Below are 12,467 nucleotides of genomic sequence, written 5' to 3' on the forward strand. Positions count from 1 at the left end.
CCCGAGGCGCCGGAGCGCGGCGGCGGCCGCGAAGCAGCCGTCCGGCCGGCCGCCGCTAACGCGCCGTGCGGAACACCTGCAGGTCGAGGTCGCGGACCTTCTTGCGCAGGGTGTTGCGGTTGACGCCGAGCAGTTCCGCCGCGCGGATCTGGTTGCCGCGGGTGGCGGCGAGCGCCGCGCCGATCAGCGGGCCTTCGATCTCCCGCAGGATCCGGTGATACAGCCCGGGGGGTGGCAGGGTGTCCCGATAGCCGGAGAAATAATCCGAGAGGTGGCGCTCCACCGCGCTGGACAGGCTCTCGGACTCCCCGTTGGCCTTGCGGGCCGCGCCGTTGGCGGCCGGGGCCGCGGGCGTCGCCAGCGGAAGGGTGTCGAGCTCGGCCTCGATCACCGGGCCGGTGATCGTCTCCTGCGGGTAGAGGGCGGCCAGCCGGCGGACGAGGTTCTCCAACTCGCGGACGTTGCCCGGCCAGCGGTAGCGCTTGAGACGCTCCATGGCGTCCCCGTCGAGGGTCTTCCGGGTCAGGCCCTCGCGCTCGACCAGCACGAAGAAGTGGCGGACGAGGTCCGGCACGTCCTCGGAGCGCTCGCGCAGGGCCGGCAGCCGCAGGGGCACGACGTTGAGGCGGAAGAACAGGTCCTCGCGGAAGATGCCCTGCTGGATCGAGACCCGCAGGTCCTTGTTGGTGGCCGCGATGATCCGGACGTTGGTGCGGATCGGGACGCGCCCGCCCACGGTCGTGTACTCGCCCTGCTGGAGGACGCGCAGCAGCCGGGTCTGCGCCTCCATGGGCATGTCGCCGATCTCGTCGAGGAACAGCGTCCCGCCCTCGGCCTGCTCGAACCGGCCCGCGGAGCGCTGTAGGGCCCCCGTGAAGGCGCCCTTCTCGTGGCCGAACAGCTCGGATTCGATCAGGTCGCGCGGGATCGCCGCCATGTTGACCGGCACGAACGGGCCGGTGCGGCGGCGGCCGTAATCGTGCAGCGCCCGGGCGACCAGCTCCTTGCCGGTGCCGGACTCGCCGGTGATCATCACGGTGAGGTCGGTCGGCATCAGCCGGGCCAGCGCCCGGTAGATCTCCTGCATGGCGGGCGAGCGCCCGACCAGCGGGATGTCCTCGTTCTCGGGGGGCGCCCCGGCCGGCGCCGCGCCGCGGGGACGCGAGAGCGCCCGGCCGACGATGGCGATCAGCTCCTTCAGGTCGAAGGGCTTGGGCAGGTACTCGTAGGCACCCCGCTCCGAGGCGCGGATCGCCGTCATGAAGGTGTTCTGCGCGCTCATGACGATGATCGGCAGCTCCGGCCGCACGCGCTTGATGCGCGGCAGCAGGTCGAACACGTTCTCGTCGGGCATCACCACGTCGGTGATGACGAGGTCGCCCTCCCCCTGCGCGACCCAGCGCCAGAGGGTGGCGCAATTGCCCGTCGAGCGAACCTCGTAGCCCGCCCGTGACAGCGCTTGGTTGAGCACGGTGCGGATTGCGGCGTCGTCGTCGGCGACGATGATGTGGCCGTTCGGCATGACTCTCTACTCAGACCTCCGACGGGGGGCCGGATTCGGGGATCGACATCACGGATCGACCGCCGATTCGCGCCCGTCCCGGGCACTCGACATCGGCAGAAGGATGCGGAACGCCGTGCGGCGCGGGGCAGGATCGCATTCGACGATCCCACCGTGATCGCCGACGATCTTGGCCACCAATGCAAGACCGAGGCCGGAGCCTTGTGCCTTGGTGGTGACGAACGGATCGAACAGGTCCGGCAGCAGGTCGGCCGAGATGCCCGGGCCGTTGTCGCGCACGGCCACCTCGATCGGCAGGCTGACCCGCTCGCGGGAGCCCGGTACCTGCAGGCGCAGGCCGGTGCGGAAGGCGGTCGACAGGGTGATCTCGCCCTCGACCGCGTCCGGGCCGATCGCCTCCGCGGCGTTCTTCACGAGGTTCAGGATCACCTGGATCAGCTGGTCGCGGTTGCCGAGAACCGGCGGCAGCGACGGGTCGTAGGTCTCGATGAAGCGGATATGCCGTGCGAAGCCCGACTGCGCCGAGCGCTTCACCTGATCGAGCACCCCGTGAACGTTGACGGCACCGCGATCCGAGGGGCGCTCGTCGCCGAACAGCTCCATGCGCTCGACGATGCGGACGATCCGGTCGGATTCGTCGCAGATCAGGCGGGTGAGCAGCCGGTCCTCCTCGGCGCCGGTGCTCTCCAGGAGCTGCGCCGCGCCGCGGATGCCGGCGAGCGGGTTCTTGATCTCGTGGGCCAGCATCGCGCCCAGCGCCACCATCGAGCGCGCCGCCCCGCGATGGGTGAGCTGGCGGTTCATCTTGTCGGCGATGGTCCGCTCCTGGAGCATCATCACCACGGCGTCGCCGTCGTCGCCGAGCGGCGTCGCGAACACGTCGACGCTGCGCTCCAGGCCGAGGCGGGGCTGGGTCAGCTCGACCCGGTACTCGCTGACGCTGGCGCGCCGCCGCCGGACCTCGGCCACCAGGGCGATGATCGGCGAGGCGAAGGGGATGATGTCGCGGAGCCGCCGGCGCTGCATCAGCCGCGCCGAATAGTCGAAGAAGGCCTCCGCGGCGTGGTTGCAGTGGAGGATCTGCTCGTCGCCGCCGATGGTCAGGACCGGCAGCGGCAGGGCGTTGAGCACGGCCTCGGCGGCGGTGTCGCGCCGGCTGCCGGTCGCCTGCGGGAGGGAATCGTCGCTCACGCGGCCTCCTGGACAGGATCCGCCGAGCCTGCAAAGGCGCGGGCCAGCAGGGCCTGGGCCGTCGCCGGATCGGTGGTGGTGAGCAGCGCCGCGCGCTCGGCCGGGTCCAGCGCCCCTCCGGTCTCGGCATAGGCGGCGAGGTGCTTGCGCGCGTGCCGCACGCCCATGTCCCGGCCGTAGAGCGACAGGAGCCCCGCATAGTGCTCGGCGGCCAGGGAGGCCTGATCGGCCCGCGCCGGTTGGGGCATCGGCCGCCCGGCCAGGGCCGACGCGATGTGCCCGACCAGCCAGGGCCGGCCGGTCGCCGCCCGGCCGATCATCACCCCCGCCGCCCCGGACGCCGCGAGGCAGGCCCGGGCGCTGGCGAGGTCGGTCACGTCGCCGTTGGCGATCACCGGGATCGACACCGCCGCGACCACCGAGCGGATCGCCGCCCAGTCGGCGCGGCCCTTGTAGAATTGCTGCCGGGTCCGCCCGTGGACGGTCACGGCGTTGAGGCCCAGCCGCTCGGCGCGGGCGGCGAGATCGGCGGCGTTGCGGTTCGCGTCGTCCCAGCCGAGGCGCATCTTCACGGTCACCGGGACCGACACCGCGCCCCGCACGGCCGCGAGCAGGCGCTCGGCGTGGTCGAGGTCGCGCATCAGCGCCGAGCCTGACGCGATCCCCGTGACGATCTTGGCCGGGCAGCCCATGTTCACGTCGATCACGTGGGCGCCCCCGGCCTCCGCCAGACGGGCCGCCTCCGCCATCGGGGCGGCCTCGCAGCCCGCGAGCTGGACCACGTGCAGGTCGACGCCGGAGCCTTCCGCGCGCAGGGTGGCCTCGCCGGAGCCGCGGGTGAGTTCCCGCGCCGCCACCATCTCGGAGATGACCGCGTCGGCGCCGCAGCGGCGGGCGATGCGGCGCATGTGCAGGTCGGTGACGCCCGAAAGCGGGGCAAGCAGGCAGAGCGGGGCGGCGTCTGCCGCTCCTGCCTTCGCACCTTCGCGGCGCAGCGCGCTCAAATAATGGTCAGTCGTCATTCTGCACAACAATGAGGCAAGCCCGGCCCGCTGGCAAGCGGGACCGCGCGTTGATTTCGGGCCCTCCCCCGCTTAAACGACGGGCACCCTCTGCGGCAGGCTTCCGGCGGCAGCGCTGGCCCGCGCGCCGGCCGCCCCTCCGCTCCTCAGGCCCTCACGAGTTCGTCGCCCATGTCCGCCACCGGCACGCCAGCCATCGGACCCGCCAGCGCGGGAGCCGGCGTCGCCGCGGTGGTGGTGGCCGCGGGCCGCGGTATCCGCATCGGCGGCGGCACGCCCAAGCAGTACCGCCGGGTCGGCGGACAGGCGGTCCTCACCCGCACCCTGGCGGCCCTCGCCGCGGATGACGGGATCGCGCGCATCCAGCCGGTGATCGCCGCCGACGCGGCGGACTTCTTCCGGAACTGCCTGGACGAACTTCCACCCGCAATCCGCGCGAAGATCACGGCGCCGGTGGCGGGCGGGGCGACCCGCCAGCTCTCCGTGCGCGCCGGGCTCGAAGCCCTGGCGGTCGGGTCGGCGCCCGAGATCGTTCTGGTCCACGACGCGGCGCGCCCCTATGTGGACGCCGCGCTCATCGCCCGGGCGATCGCGGCGGGGCGGGATCACGGCGCGGCCGTACCCGGCGTCCCGGTGACCGACACGGTCAAGCGCGTCGTCGATATCGCGCCCGGCATCGGCCGGGTGCACGAGACGCCGCCCCGGGAGCACCTCCGCGCGGTGCAGACGCCCCAGGCCTTCACCTTCGGTCCGCTGCTCGCCGCCCACCGGGACGCCGCCGCGCAGGGCCTCGACGGCTTCACCGACGACGGCGCGCTCGCCGAATGGGCCGGCCTGCCGGTGGTGGTCTTTGCGGGCGACGTCGCCAACCGCAAGATCACCCAGCCCGCCGACCTGATCGAGGCGGACCGCGCCTTCGCGACCGAGACCACCGAATTGCCAGCGCCGGGAGCCCGCGCCATGACCACCTACGTGACCCGCCTCGGCACCGGCTTCGACGTGCACGCCTTCACCACCGGCGACCATGTCTGGCTGGGCGGCGTGAAGATCCCCGCGGATCGGGGCGTCCTCGCCCATTCCGACGGCGACGTGGCGCTGCACGCCCTGACCGATGCGCTGCTCGGCGCCATCGCGGACGGCGACATCGGCACCCATTTCCCGCCCTCCGACGAGCGCTGGCGCGGGGCGTCCTCGGACCAGTTCCTGGCCCATGCCTGCGGGCTGGTCCGTGCCCGCGGCGGCCGCATCGACCACCTCGACATCACCGTGCTGGCCGAGGCGCCGCGCATCGGGAAGCACCGCGAGGAGATCCGCGCGCGCATCGCCGCCATCGCGGGCGTGCCGCTCTCGGCGGTCTCCATCAAGGCGACGACCACCGAGAAGCTCGGCTTCGTCGGCCGGGCCGAAGGCCTCGCCGCCCAGGCCGCCGCGACCGTGCGGCTGCCCGAGGAGGACGGTCCCGCCCTCGATGCGCAGGCCGAGACCGCGATGCGGCAGGGCTGACGTCGTCGGCGCGCCGGCGGCCCATCGAGCCCGAAGCCTCGGGTGTGGATCGGCGGCGCGACCCTCGGAGGCGCTGCCCTGGGTGGCGTTGCGACGGTCTGCCGTCGGCGGCCGAACGTCAAAGGCGGACTTCGCATCACGGGCTCAGGGACCGTCGTACGCCCCGTCCGTGACCTGTTCCATCCACGTCACCGCCTCGCCGTCCAGGCGCTCCTGGATGGCGATATGTGTCATCGCCGTGGACGCGGTCGCTCCGTGCCAGTGTCGCTCGTTCGGCTCGAACCAGACGACGTCGCCCGGTGCGATCTCCTCGATGGGGCCGCCTTCACGTTGGACCCACCCGCGCCCGAACGTGACGATCAGCGTCTGGCCGAGCGGGTGTGTGTGCCACGCCGTGCGCGCACCCGGCTCGAAGGTCACGCTCGCCATGGCAACCCGGGCCGGATCGGGGGCGCTGTGAAGTGGGTCGATCCGGACCGTGCCGGTGAACCACGCGGACGGTCCCTGACCCGACGGCTGGCTTCCGCTGCGCTTGATGTCCATCGAATCGATTCTCCTGCGTTCCGGACGTCGCCTAGAGCGACCAGCCTCCATCGACCGAGATCGACGCGCCGGTCACAAACGAACCGAGGTCCGAACACATCCATAGGACGGCGTCCGCGATCTCCTCGGGCTTGCCCAGTCGCCCGACCGGCTCAAGAGCGATGGCTTTCTGGATGTCGCCGCCGGTGAAGCGGTCCATCATCGACGTCTCGATGTTCCCCGGCAGGACGGCGTTCACCCGGATGTTCGACTTCGCATAGTCGAGGGCGGCGGACTTGGTGAGGCCGATGAGCGCGTGCTTGGAGGCGGCATAGCTCGCCCCTCCCGCCACGCCCCTGATGGCCGCACCGGACGCGGTGTTCACCACCACGCCGCTGCCCTGGCGCAGCATCTGAGCGATCTCCTGCTTCATGCACAGGAATGTGCCGCGCAGGTTGACGTCGAGGATCCGGTCCCACTCATCCAGAGCGATCTCGTGGACCGGAGCGGCCTTGTTCTCGATGCCTGCATTGTTGAAGGCGCAGTCGAGGCGGCCGAACTGCGCGACGGTGCTAGCCACCGCTGCTTCCACGTCCGCCGGGACCGACACGTCGCAGCGGATCGCCAGCACCGCGCCGCCGTCCGCTTCGATCTCGGCCCGCAGCTCCTCCAGCGGCGCCTCGGTGCGGTCCGTGATCGCGACCTGAGCCCCCTCCCTCGCGAAGGCGATGGCGGTAGCCCGGCCGATGCCGCTGGCGGCGCCCGTGACGAAAGCGACCTTTCCTGGGAAACGGCGCATGTCCTGATGTCCTCGCTGACCTCGATGAGGGGCCTGACGTAGACATCGCGCAGCGTTCGGGTCAGCCGTGTCCCCTTCAATGAGGCGATGAGCGGAGTTCATCGCCGAATGGCATTGGCCTTACAGGCCAAGCGGTCTCACCTCGCGGATCAGGTCGACGAGGAGCCGCAATCCCGTCGGCAACTGGCGACGTCCGGGATAGTAGAGGTGGAAGCCGGCCCCCGCGACGACCCAGTCTGCCAGCACGATGCGTAGCTCGCCGCGGGCGACTGACGGTCCGACGCAGGGTTCCGGAAGATAGGCAAGCCCGCCGCCCGCCGCCGCCAGGGTCAGGGCGAATTGCGTGTTGTCGAGCGTGACCGCCCCTGGAACGTCGAGCGCGATCGTCTCGCCCTCCCTCTCGAACTCCCATCGGTAGAGGCTGTCGTCGCCGAGGCGGATGCGCAGGCATCGGTGAGCCGCGAGGTCGCGGGGATGATCGGGCGTCCCGTGGCGCTCAAGGTAGGACGGCCGACCGACCACGACCCAGCGCAGATCGGCCGACAGGCGCTGTGCCACCATGTCCTGGGGAACCGTTCCGCCATACCGAATGCCCGCATCGGCTCCGGCGTCCACCACGTCGAGCAGGTCGTTGGACACCCGGACGTCGATCTCGACCCGCGGATGGCGTACGTGGAAGAGGGGCAGCACAGGGGCGAGCAGCAGCGTGCTCGCATGTTCGAGCACATTGAGGCGGATCCGGCCTGTGGCTTTGGCCGGCTCGCGGTGCTGATTGAGCAGGTCGAGTGCGCAGCCGATCGCTGCGAAAGGCGCATCCAGGGACGCGAGCAGATCTTCCCCTGCCGCGGTAAGGGTGACGCTGCGGCTGGTGCGGTTGACCAGCCGCACGCCGAGGCGCGCCTCCATCGATTTGAGCGCGTGGCTCAACGCGGAGGCGCTGACGCCAAGCTCCAGGCCCGCACGCCGAAAGTTGCGATGGCGCGCGATGGCGAGGAAGGTTCCGAGATCGGCGAGCTCGGTCCGATTGATGCGCATCGAGGCAGTGGAAGGCCGGCGCGCGGGAAAGCAAGTCGTGCCGCATCCCGACTGCGCCGTGTCGAAAGCGGCCTCCGAGGCTGCCGAGCCGCGCGACCGCCGGCCCTAGGCCACCCGCAGCAGCAGCGCGATTGCCGCGATGGCCAAAGCCGCCATCGTCAGCAGGATGCCGCCGCCTCGGCAGGCGAACTGCCGCGGGGAGTTCGGGGGCGCGAACATCCCGATCGGGTGCAGGATCCGGCCGACCAGCAGGGCGATCAGCAGGGCCTGGACCAGAGTGTGCCCGCCGCCGCCCGCCTCCAGAAGGCCGATGACGATGAGCGCCAGGGGCACGTATTCCGCGAAATTGGCGTGCGAGCGGACGCGCTTGAGCATCGTCTCGTCGCCCCCGTCCCCGAACAGCACGTTGCCGGAGACGCGGCTCGCCATCACCCAGCCCGAGAGGCCGAGGTACACGAGGGCGAGCAGCCCGGCAAAGACGGCCGTGGTCGCGGGGAAGATCATGGATGGGTGTCTCCGATGGCGGCCGCCGGTCCTTGAGCCGGGCTCGGCCTTGGGTCACAACACGAGATAGGGCGCGGCCGCCCGACGGGAGCCCGTTCGCGATGATCGAAGACGCAGAGCTTCTCGCGCGGGCCGAGGCGCTGGTGGCGGCCTTCACGGCGGCCCGGCGCACCATCGCCACGGCCGAATCCTGCACGGGCGGGCTCGTGGCGGGCCTGCTGACCGCGGTACCGGGTTCCTCGGCCGTCGTGGAGCGCGGGTTCGTCACCTACTCGAACGAGGCCAAGGCCGAAGCCATCGGCGTGCCGATGGATCTGATCCGCCAGCACGGTGCCGTGAGCGCGCCGGTGGCGGGAGCGATGGCCGCGGGCGCACTCGCCGCATCGCGGGCCTCCGTCGCGGTGGCGATCACCGGCATTGCCGGACCCGGCGGCGGCAGCGCCGAGAAACCGGTCGGACTCGTGCATTTCGGCCTCGCCCAGCGGGAGGGCGGCATCCGCCTTCTGGAGCGTCGCTACGGCGATCTCGGACGCGCGGGCATCCGCTGCGCCGCGGTCGCCGACGCCCTCGGCCTTCTGGAGGAGGCCATTCGCGGCTGACCGCAACCCGGGAGGGACGTCCATGGACAGGGTGACGACGCGCCTCTGCATCGTCGGCGGCGGCCCGGCCGGGATGATGGCCGGACTGCTCTTCGCCCGCGCCGGGATCGACGTGACCGTCCTGGAGAAGCACGCGGATTTCCTGCGCGACTTCCGCGGCGACACGATCCACCCCTCGACCCTCGACCTGATGGACGAGCTGGGCTTCACGGAGCGCTTCCGCGCCCTCCCCCAGCGGCGCGTCGAGACCTTTTCGGGCGTCGTCGACGGACGCAGCTACCGGGTCGCCGATTTCAGCCGGCTGCCGACCCGGAACCGCTTCCTGTCCTTCATGCCGCAATGGGACTTTTTGGATTTTCTGGCCGGCGCGGCGGCCCAGTATTCGGGGTTCCGGCTGCTCCGCCGGACCGAGGCCCGCGATCTCATCGAGGCGGATGGTCGGATCGCGGGCGTGCGGGCCGATGGGCCGGATAGGCCGGTGGAGATCCGGTCCGATCTCGTGCTCTGTGCGGATGGCCGTCACTCGCGGATGCGCGCGCGCGCGGGCTTTACGCCCCGGGCCTTCGGGGCGCCGATCGACGTGCTGTGGTTCCGCCTGCCGCGCCGGGATGGCGACCCGGAGGCGGCGGCCGGACGGTTCGGTCCGGGGCGGATCCTGATCACCCTCGACCGGGGCGACCTATGGCAATGCGCCTACGTGGTGCCGAAGGGCGGCGACGCGGAGCTCCGCGCGAAGGGCCTGCCGGCCTTCCGCGCGGCGGTGGCGGCGATCGCGCCGTTCCTGGCCGACCGCACCGCGGCCATCGCCGATTGGGACGACGTCAAGCTCCTGACCGTCACCGTCGACCGGCTCGACCGCTGGTACCGACCCGGGCTGCTCTGTATCGGCGATGCCGCGCACGCGATGTCGCCCGTGGGCGGCGTCGGGATCAACCTGGCGATCCAGGATGCGGTGGCGGCGGCCAACCTCCTGGTCGAGCCCCTGCGGGCCGGCCGGCTCTCGGAGGCCGATCTCGCCCGGGTCCAGGCCCGGCGGATGTTCCCGGTCCGGGCGACCCAGGCGCTCCAGCGGATGATCCAGTCCCGGGTGATCGCCGCGTCCCTCGCGGCCGATGCGCCGTTCCGGGCGCCCCTGGCGCTGCGCCTCCTCGATGCCCTGCCGCGACTGCAGGTCCTGCCGGCGCGGATGATCGGCATGGGCGTGCGGCCCGAGCACGTGCGTGCGCCGCTGCGCGCCTGACGCCCCTTCCCCGAACGCGGCGGAGCCATCCAGGGCCGGCCCTGCGGGCTTCGCGGCGCGTTGACGGTGCGGCCTATGCTCCGGCGCCGTACATCCGGTTGGCGCGCCCCTCGAAGGCGTCGGTGAACTTGCGGAAGGCCCGGTCGAACATCGTGCCCATGAGGAGCCCCAGGGTGCGGCTCTTGAACTCGTAGGTGATGAAGAAGTCGACGTTGCACCCCCCGTTCGGCGCATCCTTGAAGAGCCAGCGGTTTTCCAGATGCCGGAACGGACCGTCGATATACTCGGCCACGATCTTGAGGTTCGCGGGATCGAGGGTGACCCGGGTGGTGAATCGCTCGCGGATCGCCTTGTAGCCCACGCCCATCTCGGCGATCAGCACTTGGCCGCCGTCGGGCATGTCCTGGCGGCGGATGATCCGCAGGGATTCGCAGAGCGGCAGGAACTCGGGATAGCGCTCCACGTCGGCGACGAGGTCGTACATCTGCTGCGGCGTGTGCTTCACCGCGCGGGTGACCCGGAAGGACGGCATGGTGTTGGGATTTCCTCAGGCCGAGAGCGCGGGCGACAGTTTCGCGAGGCGGGCCGCCTGAAGGCGCGAAAAGTCCTCGCCGGCGTGGTGCGACGAGCGGGTGAGCGGTGTGGCCGAGACCAGCAGGAAGCCCTTGGCGTAAGCGGTGGTCTCGTAGGCCTTGAATTCGTCGGGCGGCACGAAGCGCACGACCTCGTGGTGCTTCTTCGACGGCTGTAGATACTGGCCGATGGTCAGGAAGTCGACGTCGGCCGAGCGCAGGTCGTCCATCAGCTGGAGCACCTCGTTCCGCTCCTCGCCGAGCCCGACCATGATGCCGGACTTGGTGAAGATCGTCGGGTCGAGCTCCTTCACCCGCTGGAGCAGGCGCACCGAGTGGAAGTAGCGGGCGCCGGGCCGCACCGTCAGGTACTTGGCCGGGACCGTCTCGAGGTTGTGGTTGAACACGTCGGGCTTGGCGGCGACGACGACCTCCAGAGCCCCGTCCTTGCGCAGGAAGTCGGGGGTCAGGATCTCGACGGTCGTGCCGGGGCTCGCCCGGCGGATCGCCGCGATGGTGCGGGCGAAGTGCTCGGCGCCGCCGTCCTTCAGGTCGTCCCGGTCCACCGAGGTGATCACCACGTGGTGCAGGCCGAGCTTCGCCACCGAATCGGCGATCTTCTCGGGCTCCCCGGCGTCGAGGGCGTCGGGCAGCCCGGTGCGGACGTTGCAGAAGGCGCAGGCCCGCGTGCAGGTGTCGCCCATGATCATGAAGGTGGCGTGCCGCTTCTCCCAGCACTCGCCGATATTGGGGCAGCCGGCCTCCTCGCAGACCGTGACGAGGCCGTGCTCGCGCACGATCTTCTGCGTCTCGGTCCAGGCCTTGGAGCCGGGCGCCTTCACGCGGATCCAGTCCGGCTTCTTGGCCTGGACGGGCTGGTCGGGCCGGTGCGCCTTCTCGGGATGGCGCAGGCGCGCGGTGCGCGGATCGTTCTTCAGGATGTCGAGGACGACGGCCATGGGTCGGGGGCTGCCACACCGCGGGGAGGCGCCCGTGGGCGCGGTCGGGATCGCCCTGACTTAAGGCCCAAGGCGTCGCGCCGCAAACCGCCGCGACGCCGGGCCGCCCCGCGGCGGTTGAGGGTGCGGGATTTCCGTCAGATCCCGAGCAGGCGTACGAACAGCCCGGCCAGCACGGCCCCGACCACGGGGCCGGCCACGGGAATCAGCGCGTAGCCCCAGTCGGAGGAGCCCTTGCCGGCGATGGGCAGGACCGCGTGGGCGATGCGCGGCCCGAGGTCGCGGGCCGGGTTGATGGCGTAGCCGGTGGTGCCGCCGAGCGACAGGCCGATGCCCCAGACCAGCATGCCGACCATGTAGGGTGCGACGCCCCGCGGGATCGCCCCCGCGGAACCTAGCGTGGTGGTCACGAGGGCGGAGATCGTCAGGATCAGGAAGAAGGTCGCGATGATCTCGGAGAGCCAGTTGGCCTTGGCGTCGCGGATCGCCGGACCGGTGCAGAAGCAGGCGAGCTTGAGGCCGGTATCCTGGGTCGCGCCCCAATGCGGCAGATAGTGGAGCCAGACGATCACGGCGCCCACGAAGGCGCCGAGCATCTGGGCGGGAATGTAGGTGGCAAGCTTGCTGAAATCGCCGGAACTGACGGCGCCCGCCACCGTGACCGCGGGGTTGATGTGGGCGTCGGCGCTGCCGGTGGCGTTGGCCACGAACACCCCGGCGAGGACCGCGAAGGCCCAGCCTGCCGTGATGGCGATCCAGCCGGCATTCTCGCCCTTGGAGTGCTTGAGCAGGGCGCCCGCGACCACGCCGTCGCCGAGCACGATCAAGGTCATCGTACCCAGAAATTCGCCCAGGAATGGTGATGTCATAGTCTTGTCTCCCCCGTTCGCTGCTTTTTTGTAAGAGTTAAAAGCTTGTGCGAGCGTGTGGCCGCCGAAGGCGGTCACCGAATGTCCGACCGTTTCCGGTCTTCACCCGCATCCTGAGATGCGGGCGCGG

Annotated in this window: 13 protein-coding genes; 3 read left to right on the plus strand and 10 right to left on the minus strand. The window is 71.1% G+C overall.

Features of this window, described 5'->3' with window-relative positions; all coding sequences use genetic code 11:
- Positions 1 to 55 precede the first annotated feature (55 nt).
- The 3 genes from ntrC to dusB are packed head-to-tail and all read right to left on the minus strand — an operon-like array spanning position 56 to position 3,735.
- Positions 56 to 1,522, minus strand: a complete 1,467-nt coding sequence (gene ntrC, locus P9K36_RS12670; RefSeq protein ID WP_043384440.1) for a nitrogen regulation protein NR(I) — start codon at positions 1,520 to 1,522, stop codon at positions 56 to 58.
- 48 nt (positions 1,523 to 1,570) lie between these two features.
- A complete protein-coding gene (locus tag P9K36_RS12675; RefSeq protein WP_043384443.1) occupies positions 1,571 to 2,713 on the minus strand; it encodes an ATP-binding protein in 1,143 nt (380 codons plus the stop codon).
- Positions 2,710 to 3,735, minus strand: a complete 1,026-nt coding sequence (dusB, locus tag P9K36_RS12680; protein ID WP_043757410.1) for a tRNA dihydrouridine synthase DusB — start codon at positions 3,733 to 3,735, stop codon at positions 2,710 to 2,712. The genes P9K36_RS12675 and dusB overlap by 4 nt, the downstream gene beginning before the upstream one ends.
- A 171-nt stretch (positions 3,736 to 3,906) precedes the next feature.
- Between dusB and P9K36_RS12685 the strand changes: the two genes are divergently transcribed.
- Positions 3,907 to 5,238 (plus strand): bifunctional 2-C-methyl-D-erythritol 4-phosphate cytidylyltransferase/2-C-methyl-D-erythritol 2,4-cyclodiphosphate synthase, encoded by a 1,332-nt coding sequence (locus tag P9K36_RS12685; protein ID WP_043757413.1) that lies wholly within the window; start codon positions 3,907 to 3,909, stop codon positions 5,236 to 5,238.
- Positions 5,239 to 5,382: 144 nt separating this feature from the next.
- Here the strand turns inward: P9K36_RS12685 and P9K36_RS12690 are convergent, their stop codons facing one another.
- The 4 genes from P9K36_RS12690 to P9K36_RS12705 form a co-directional block, all read right to left on the minus strand.
- The gene (locus P9K36_RS12690; RefSeq protein WP_043757415.1) at positions 5,383 to 5,781 is read right to left on the minus strand and encodes a cupin domain-containing protein; all 399 of its coding nucleotides are present in this window, start codon (positions 5,779 to 5,781) and stop codon (positions 5,383 to 5,385) included.
- 31 nt (positions 5,782 to 5,812) lie between these two features.
- The gene (locus P9K36_RS12695; protein ID WP_043757417.1) at positions 5,813 to 6,559 is read right to left on the minus strand and encodes a glucose 1-dehydrogenase; all 747 of its coding nucleotides are present in this window, start codon (positions 6,557 to 6,559) and stop codon (positions 5,813 to 5,815) included.
- Positions 6,560 to 6,679: 120 nt separating this feature from the next.
- Positions 6,680 to 7,594, minus strand: a complete 915-nt coding sequence (locus P9K36_RS12700) for a LysR family transcriptional regulator (RefSeq protein ID WP_043757421.1) — start codon at positions 7,592 to 7,594, stop codon at positions 6,680 to 6,682.
- A gap of 105 nt (positions 7,595 to 7,699) precedes the next feature.
- Positions 7,700 to 8,098, minus strand: coding sequence for an MAPEG family protein (locus tag P9K36_RS12705; protein ID WP_043757423.1), 399 nt, complete (start codon positions 8,096 to 8,098; stop codon positions 7,700 to 7,702).
- 101 nt (positions 8,099 to 8,199) lie between these two features.
- On the opposite strand from P9K36_RS12705, the gene P9K36_RS12710 reads away from it, so the two are divergent.
- Positions 8,200 to 8,697, plus strand: a complete 498-nt coding sequence (locus P9K36_RS12710; protein ID WP_043757425.1) for a nicotinamide-nucleotide amidohydrolase family protein — start codon at positions 8,200 to 8,202, stop codon at positions 8,695 to 8,697.
- 22 nt (positions 8,698 to 8,719) lie between these two features.
- A complete protein-coding gene (locus P9K36_RS12715) occupies positions 8,720 to 9,937 on the plus strand; it encodes an FAD-dependent oxidoreductase (protein WP_043757428.1) in 1,218 nt (405 codons plus the stop codon).
- Positions 9,938 to 10,010: 73 nt separating this feature from the next.
- Here P9K36_RS12715 and P9K36_RS12720 read toward each other — a convergent pair whose 3' ends face one another.
- The 3 genes from P9K36_RS12720 to P9K36_RS12730 all read right to left on the minus strand — a co-directional run bounded on the left by P9K36_RS12720 (position 10,011) and on the right by P9K36_RS12730 (position 12,337).
- Positions 10,011 to 10,469, minus strand: a complete 459-nt coding sequence (locus P9K36_RS12720; RefSeq protein ID WP_043352527.1) for a type II toxin-antitoxin system RatA family toxin — start codon at positions 10,467 to 10,469, stop codon at positions 10,011 to 10,013.
- Positions 10,470 to 10,484: 15 nt separating this feature from the next.
- Positions 10,485 to 11,468: a lipoyl synthase gene (gene lipA, locus P9K36_RS12725; protein WP_043757429.1), complete on the minus strand. Its 984-nt coding sequence runs from the start codon at positions 11,466 to 11,468 to the stop codon at positions 10,485 to 10,487.
- A gap of 137 nt (positions 11,469 to 11,605) precedes the next feature.
- Entirely contained in the window at positions 11,606 to 12,337 is a 732-nt protein-coding gene (locus tag P9K36_RS12730) for an MIP/aquaporin family protein (protein ID WP_043352530.1), read from the minus strand.
- Positions 12,338 to 12,467: the final 130 nt, after the last annotated feature.

The organism is Methylobacterium sp. 391_Methyba4 (genome assembly GCF_029691625.1).
In the GTDB taxonomy this organism is placed as follows: Bacteria; Pseudomonadota; Alphaproteobacteria; order Rhizobiales; family Beijerinckiaceae; genus Methylobacterium; species Methylobacterium fujisawaense.

What these genes read in the sequence shown, in the direction of transcription:
- dusB (WP_043757410.1), bottom strand. Translation starts at nt 3,735, where the DNA reads ATGACGACTGACCATTATTTGAGCGCGCTGCGCCGCGAAGGTGCGAAG.
- P9K36_RS12730 (WP_043352530.1), bottom strand. Translation starts at nt 12,337, where the DNA reads ATGACATCACCATTCCTGGGCGAATTTCTGGGTACGATGACCTTGATC.
- P9K36_RS12685 (WP_043757413.1), top strand. Translation starts at nt 3,907, where the DNA reads ATGTCCGCCACCGGCACGCCAGCCATCGGACCCGCCAGCGCGGGAGCC.
- lipA (WP_043757429.1), bottom strand. Translation starts at nt 11,468, where the DNA reads ATGGCCGTCGTCCTCGACATCCTGAAGAACGATCCGCGCACCGCGCGC.
- P9K36_RS12715 (WP_043757428.1), top strand. Translation starts at nt 8,720, where the DNA reads ATGGACAGGGTGACGACGCGCCTCTGCATCGTCGGCGGCGGCCCGGCC.
- P9K36_RS12710 (WP_043757425.1), top strand. Translation starts at nt 8,200, where the DNA reads ATGATCGAAGACGCAGAGCTTCTCGCGCGGGCCGAGGCGCTGGTGGCG.
- P9K36_RS12700 (WP_043757421.1), bottom strand. Translation starts at nt 7,594, where the DNA reads ATGCGCATCAATCGGACCGAGCTCGCCGATCTCGGAACCTTCCTCGCC.
- P9K36_RS12690 (WP_043757415.1), bottom strand. Translation starts at nt 5,781, where the DNA reads ATGGACATCAAGCGCAGCGGAAGCCAGCCGTCGGGTCAGGGACCGTCC.
- P9K36_RS12695 (WP_043757417.1), bottom strand. Translation starts at nt 6,559, where the DNA reads ATGCGCCGTTTCCCAGGAAAGGTCGCTTTCGTCACGGGCGCCGCCAGC.
- P9K36_RS12705 (WP_043757423.1), bottom strand. Translation starts at nt 8,098, where the DNA reads ATGATCTTCCCCGCGACCACGGCCGTCTTTGCCGGGCTGCTCGCCCTC.
- ntrC (WP_043384440.1), bottom strand. Translation starts at nt 1,522, where the DNA reads ATGCCGAACGGCCACATCATCGTCGCCGACGACGACGCCGCAATCCGC.
- P9K36_RS12720 (WP_043352527.1), bottom strand. Translation starts at nt 10,469, where the DNA reads ATGCCGTCCTTCCGGGTCACCCGCGCGGTGAAGCACACGCCGCAGCAG.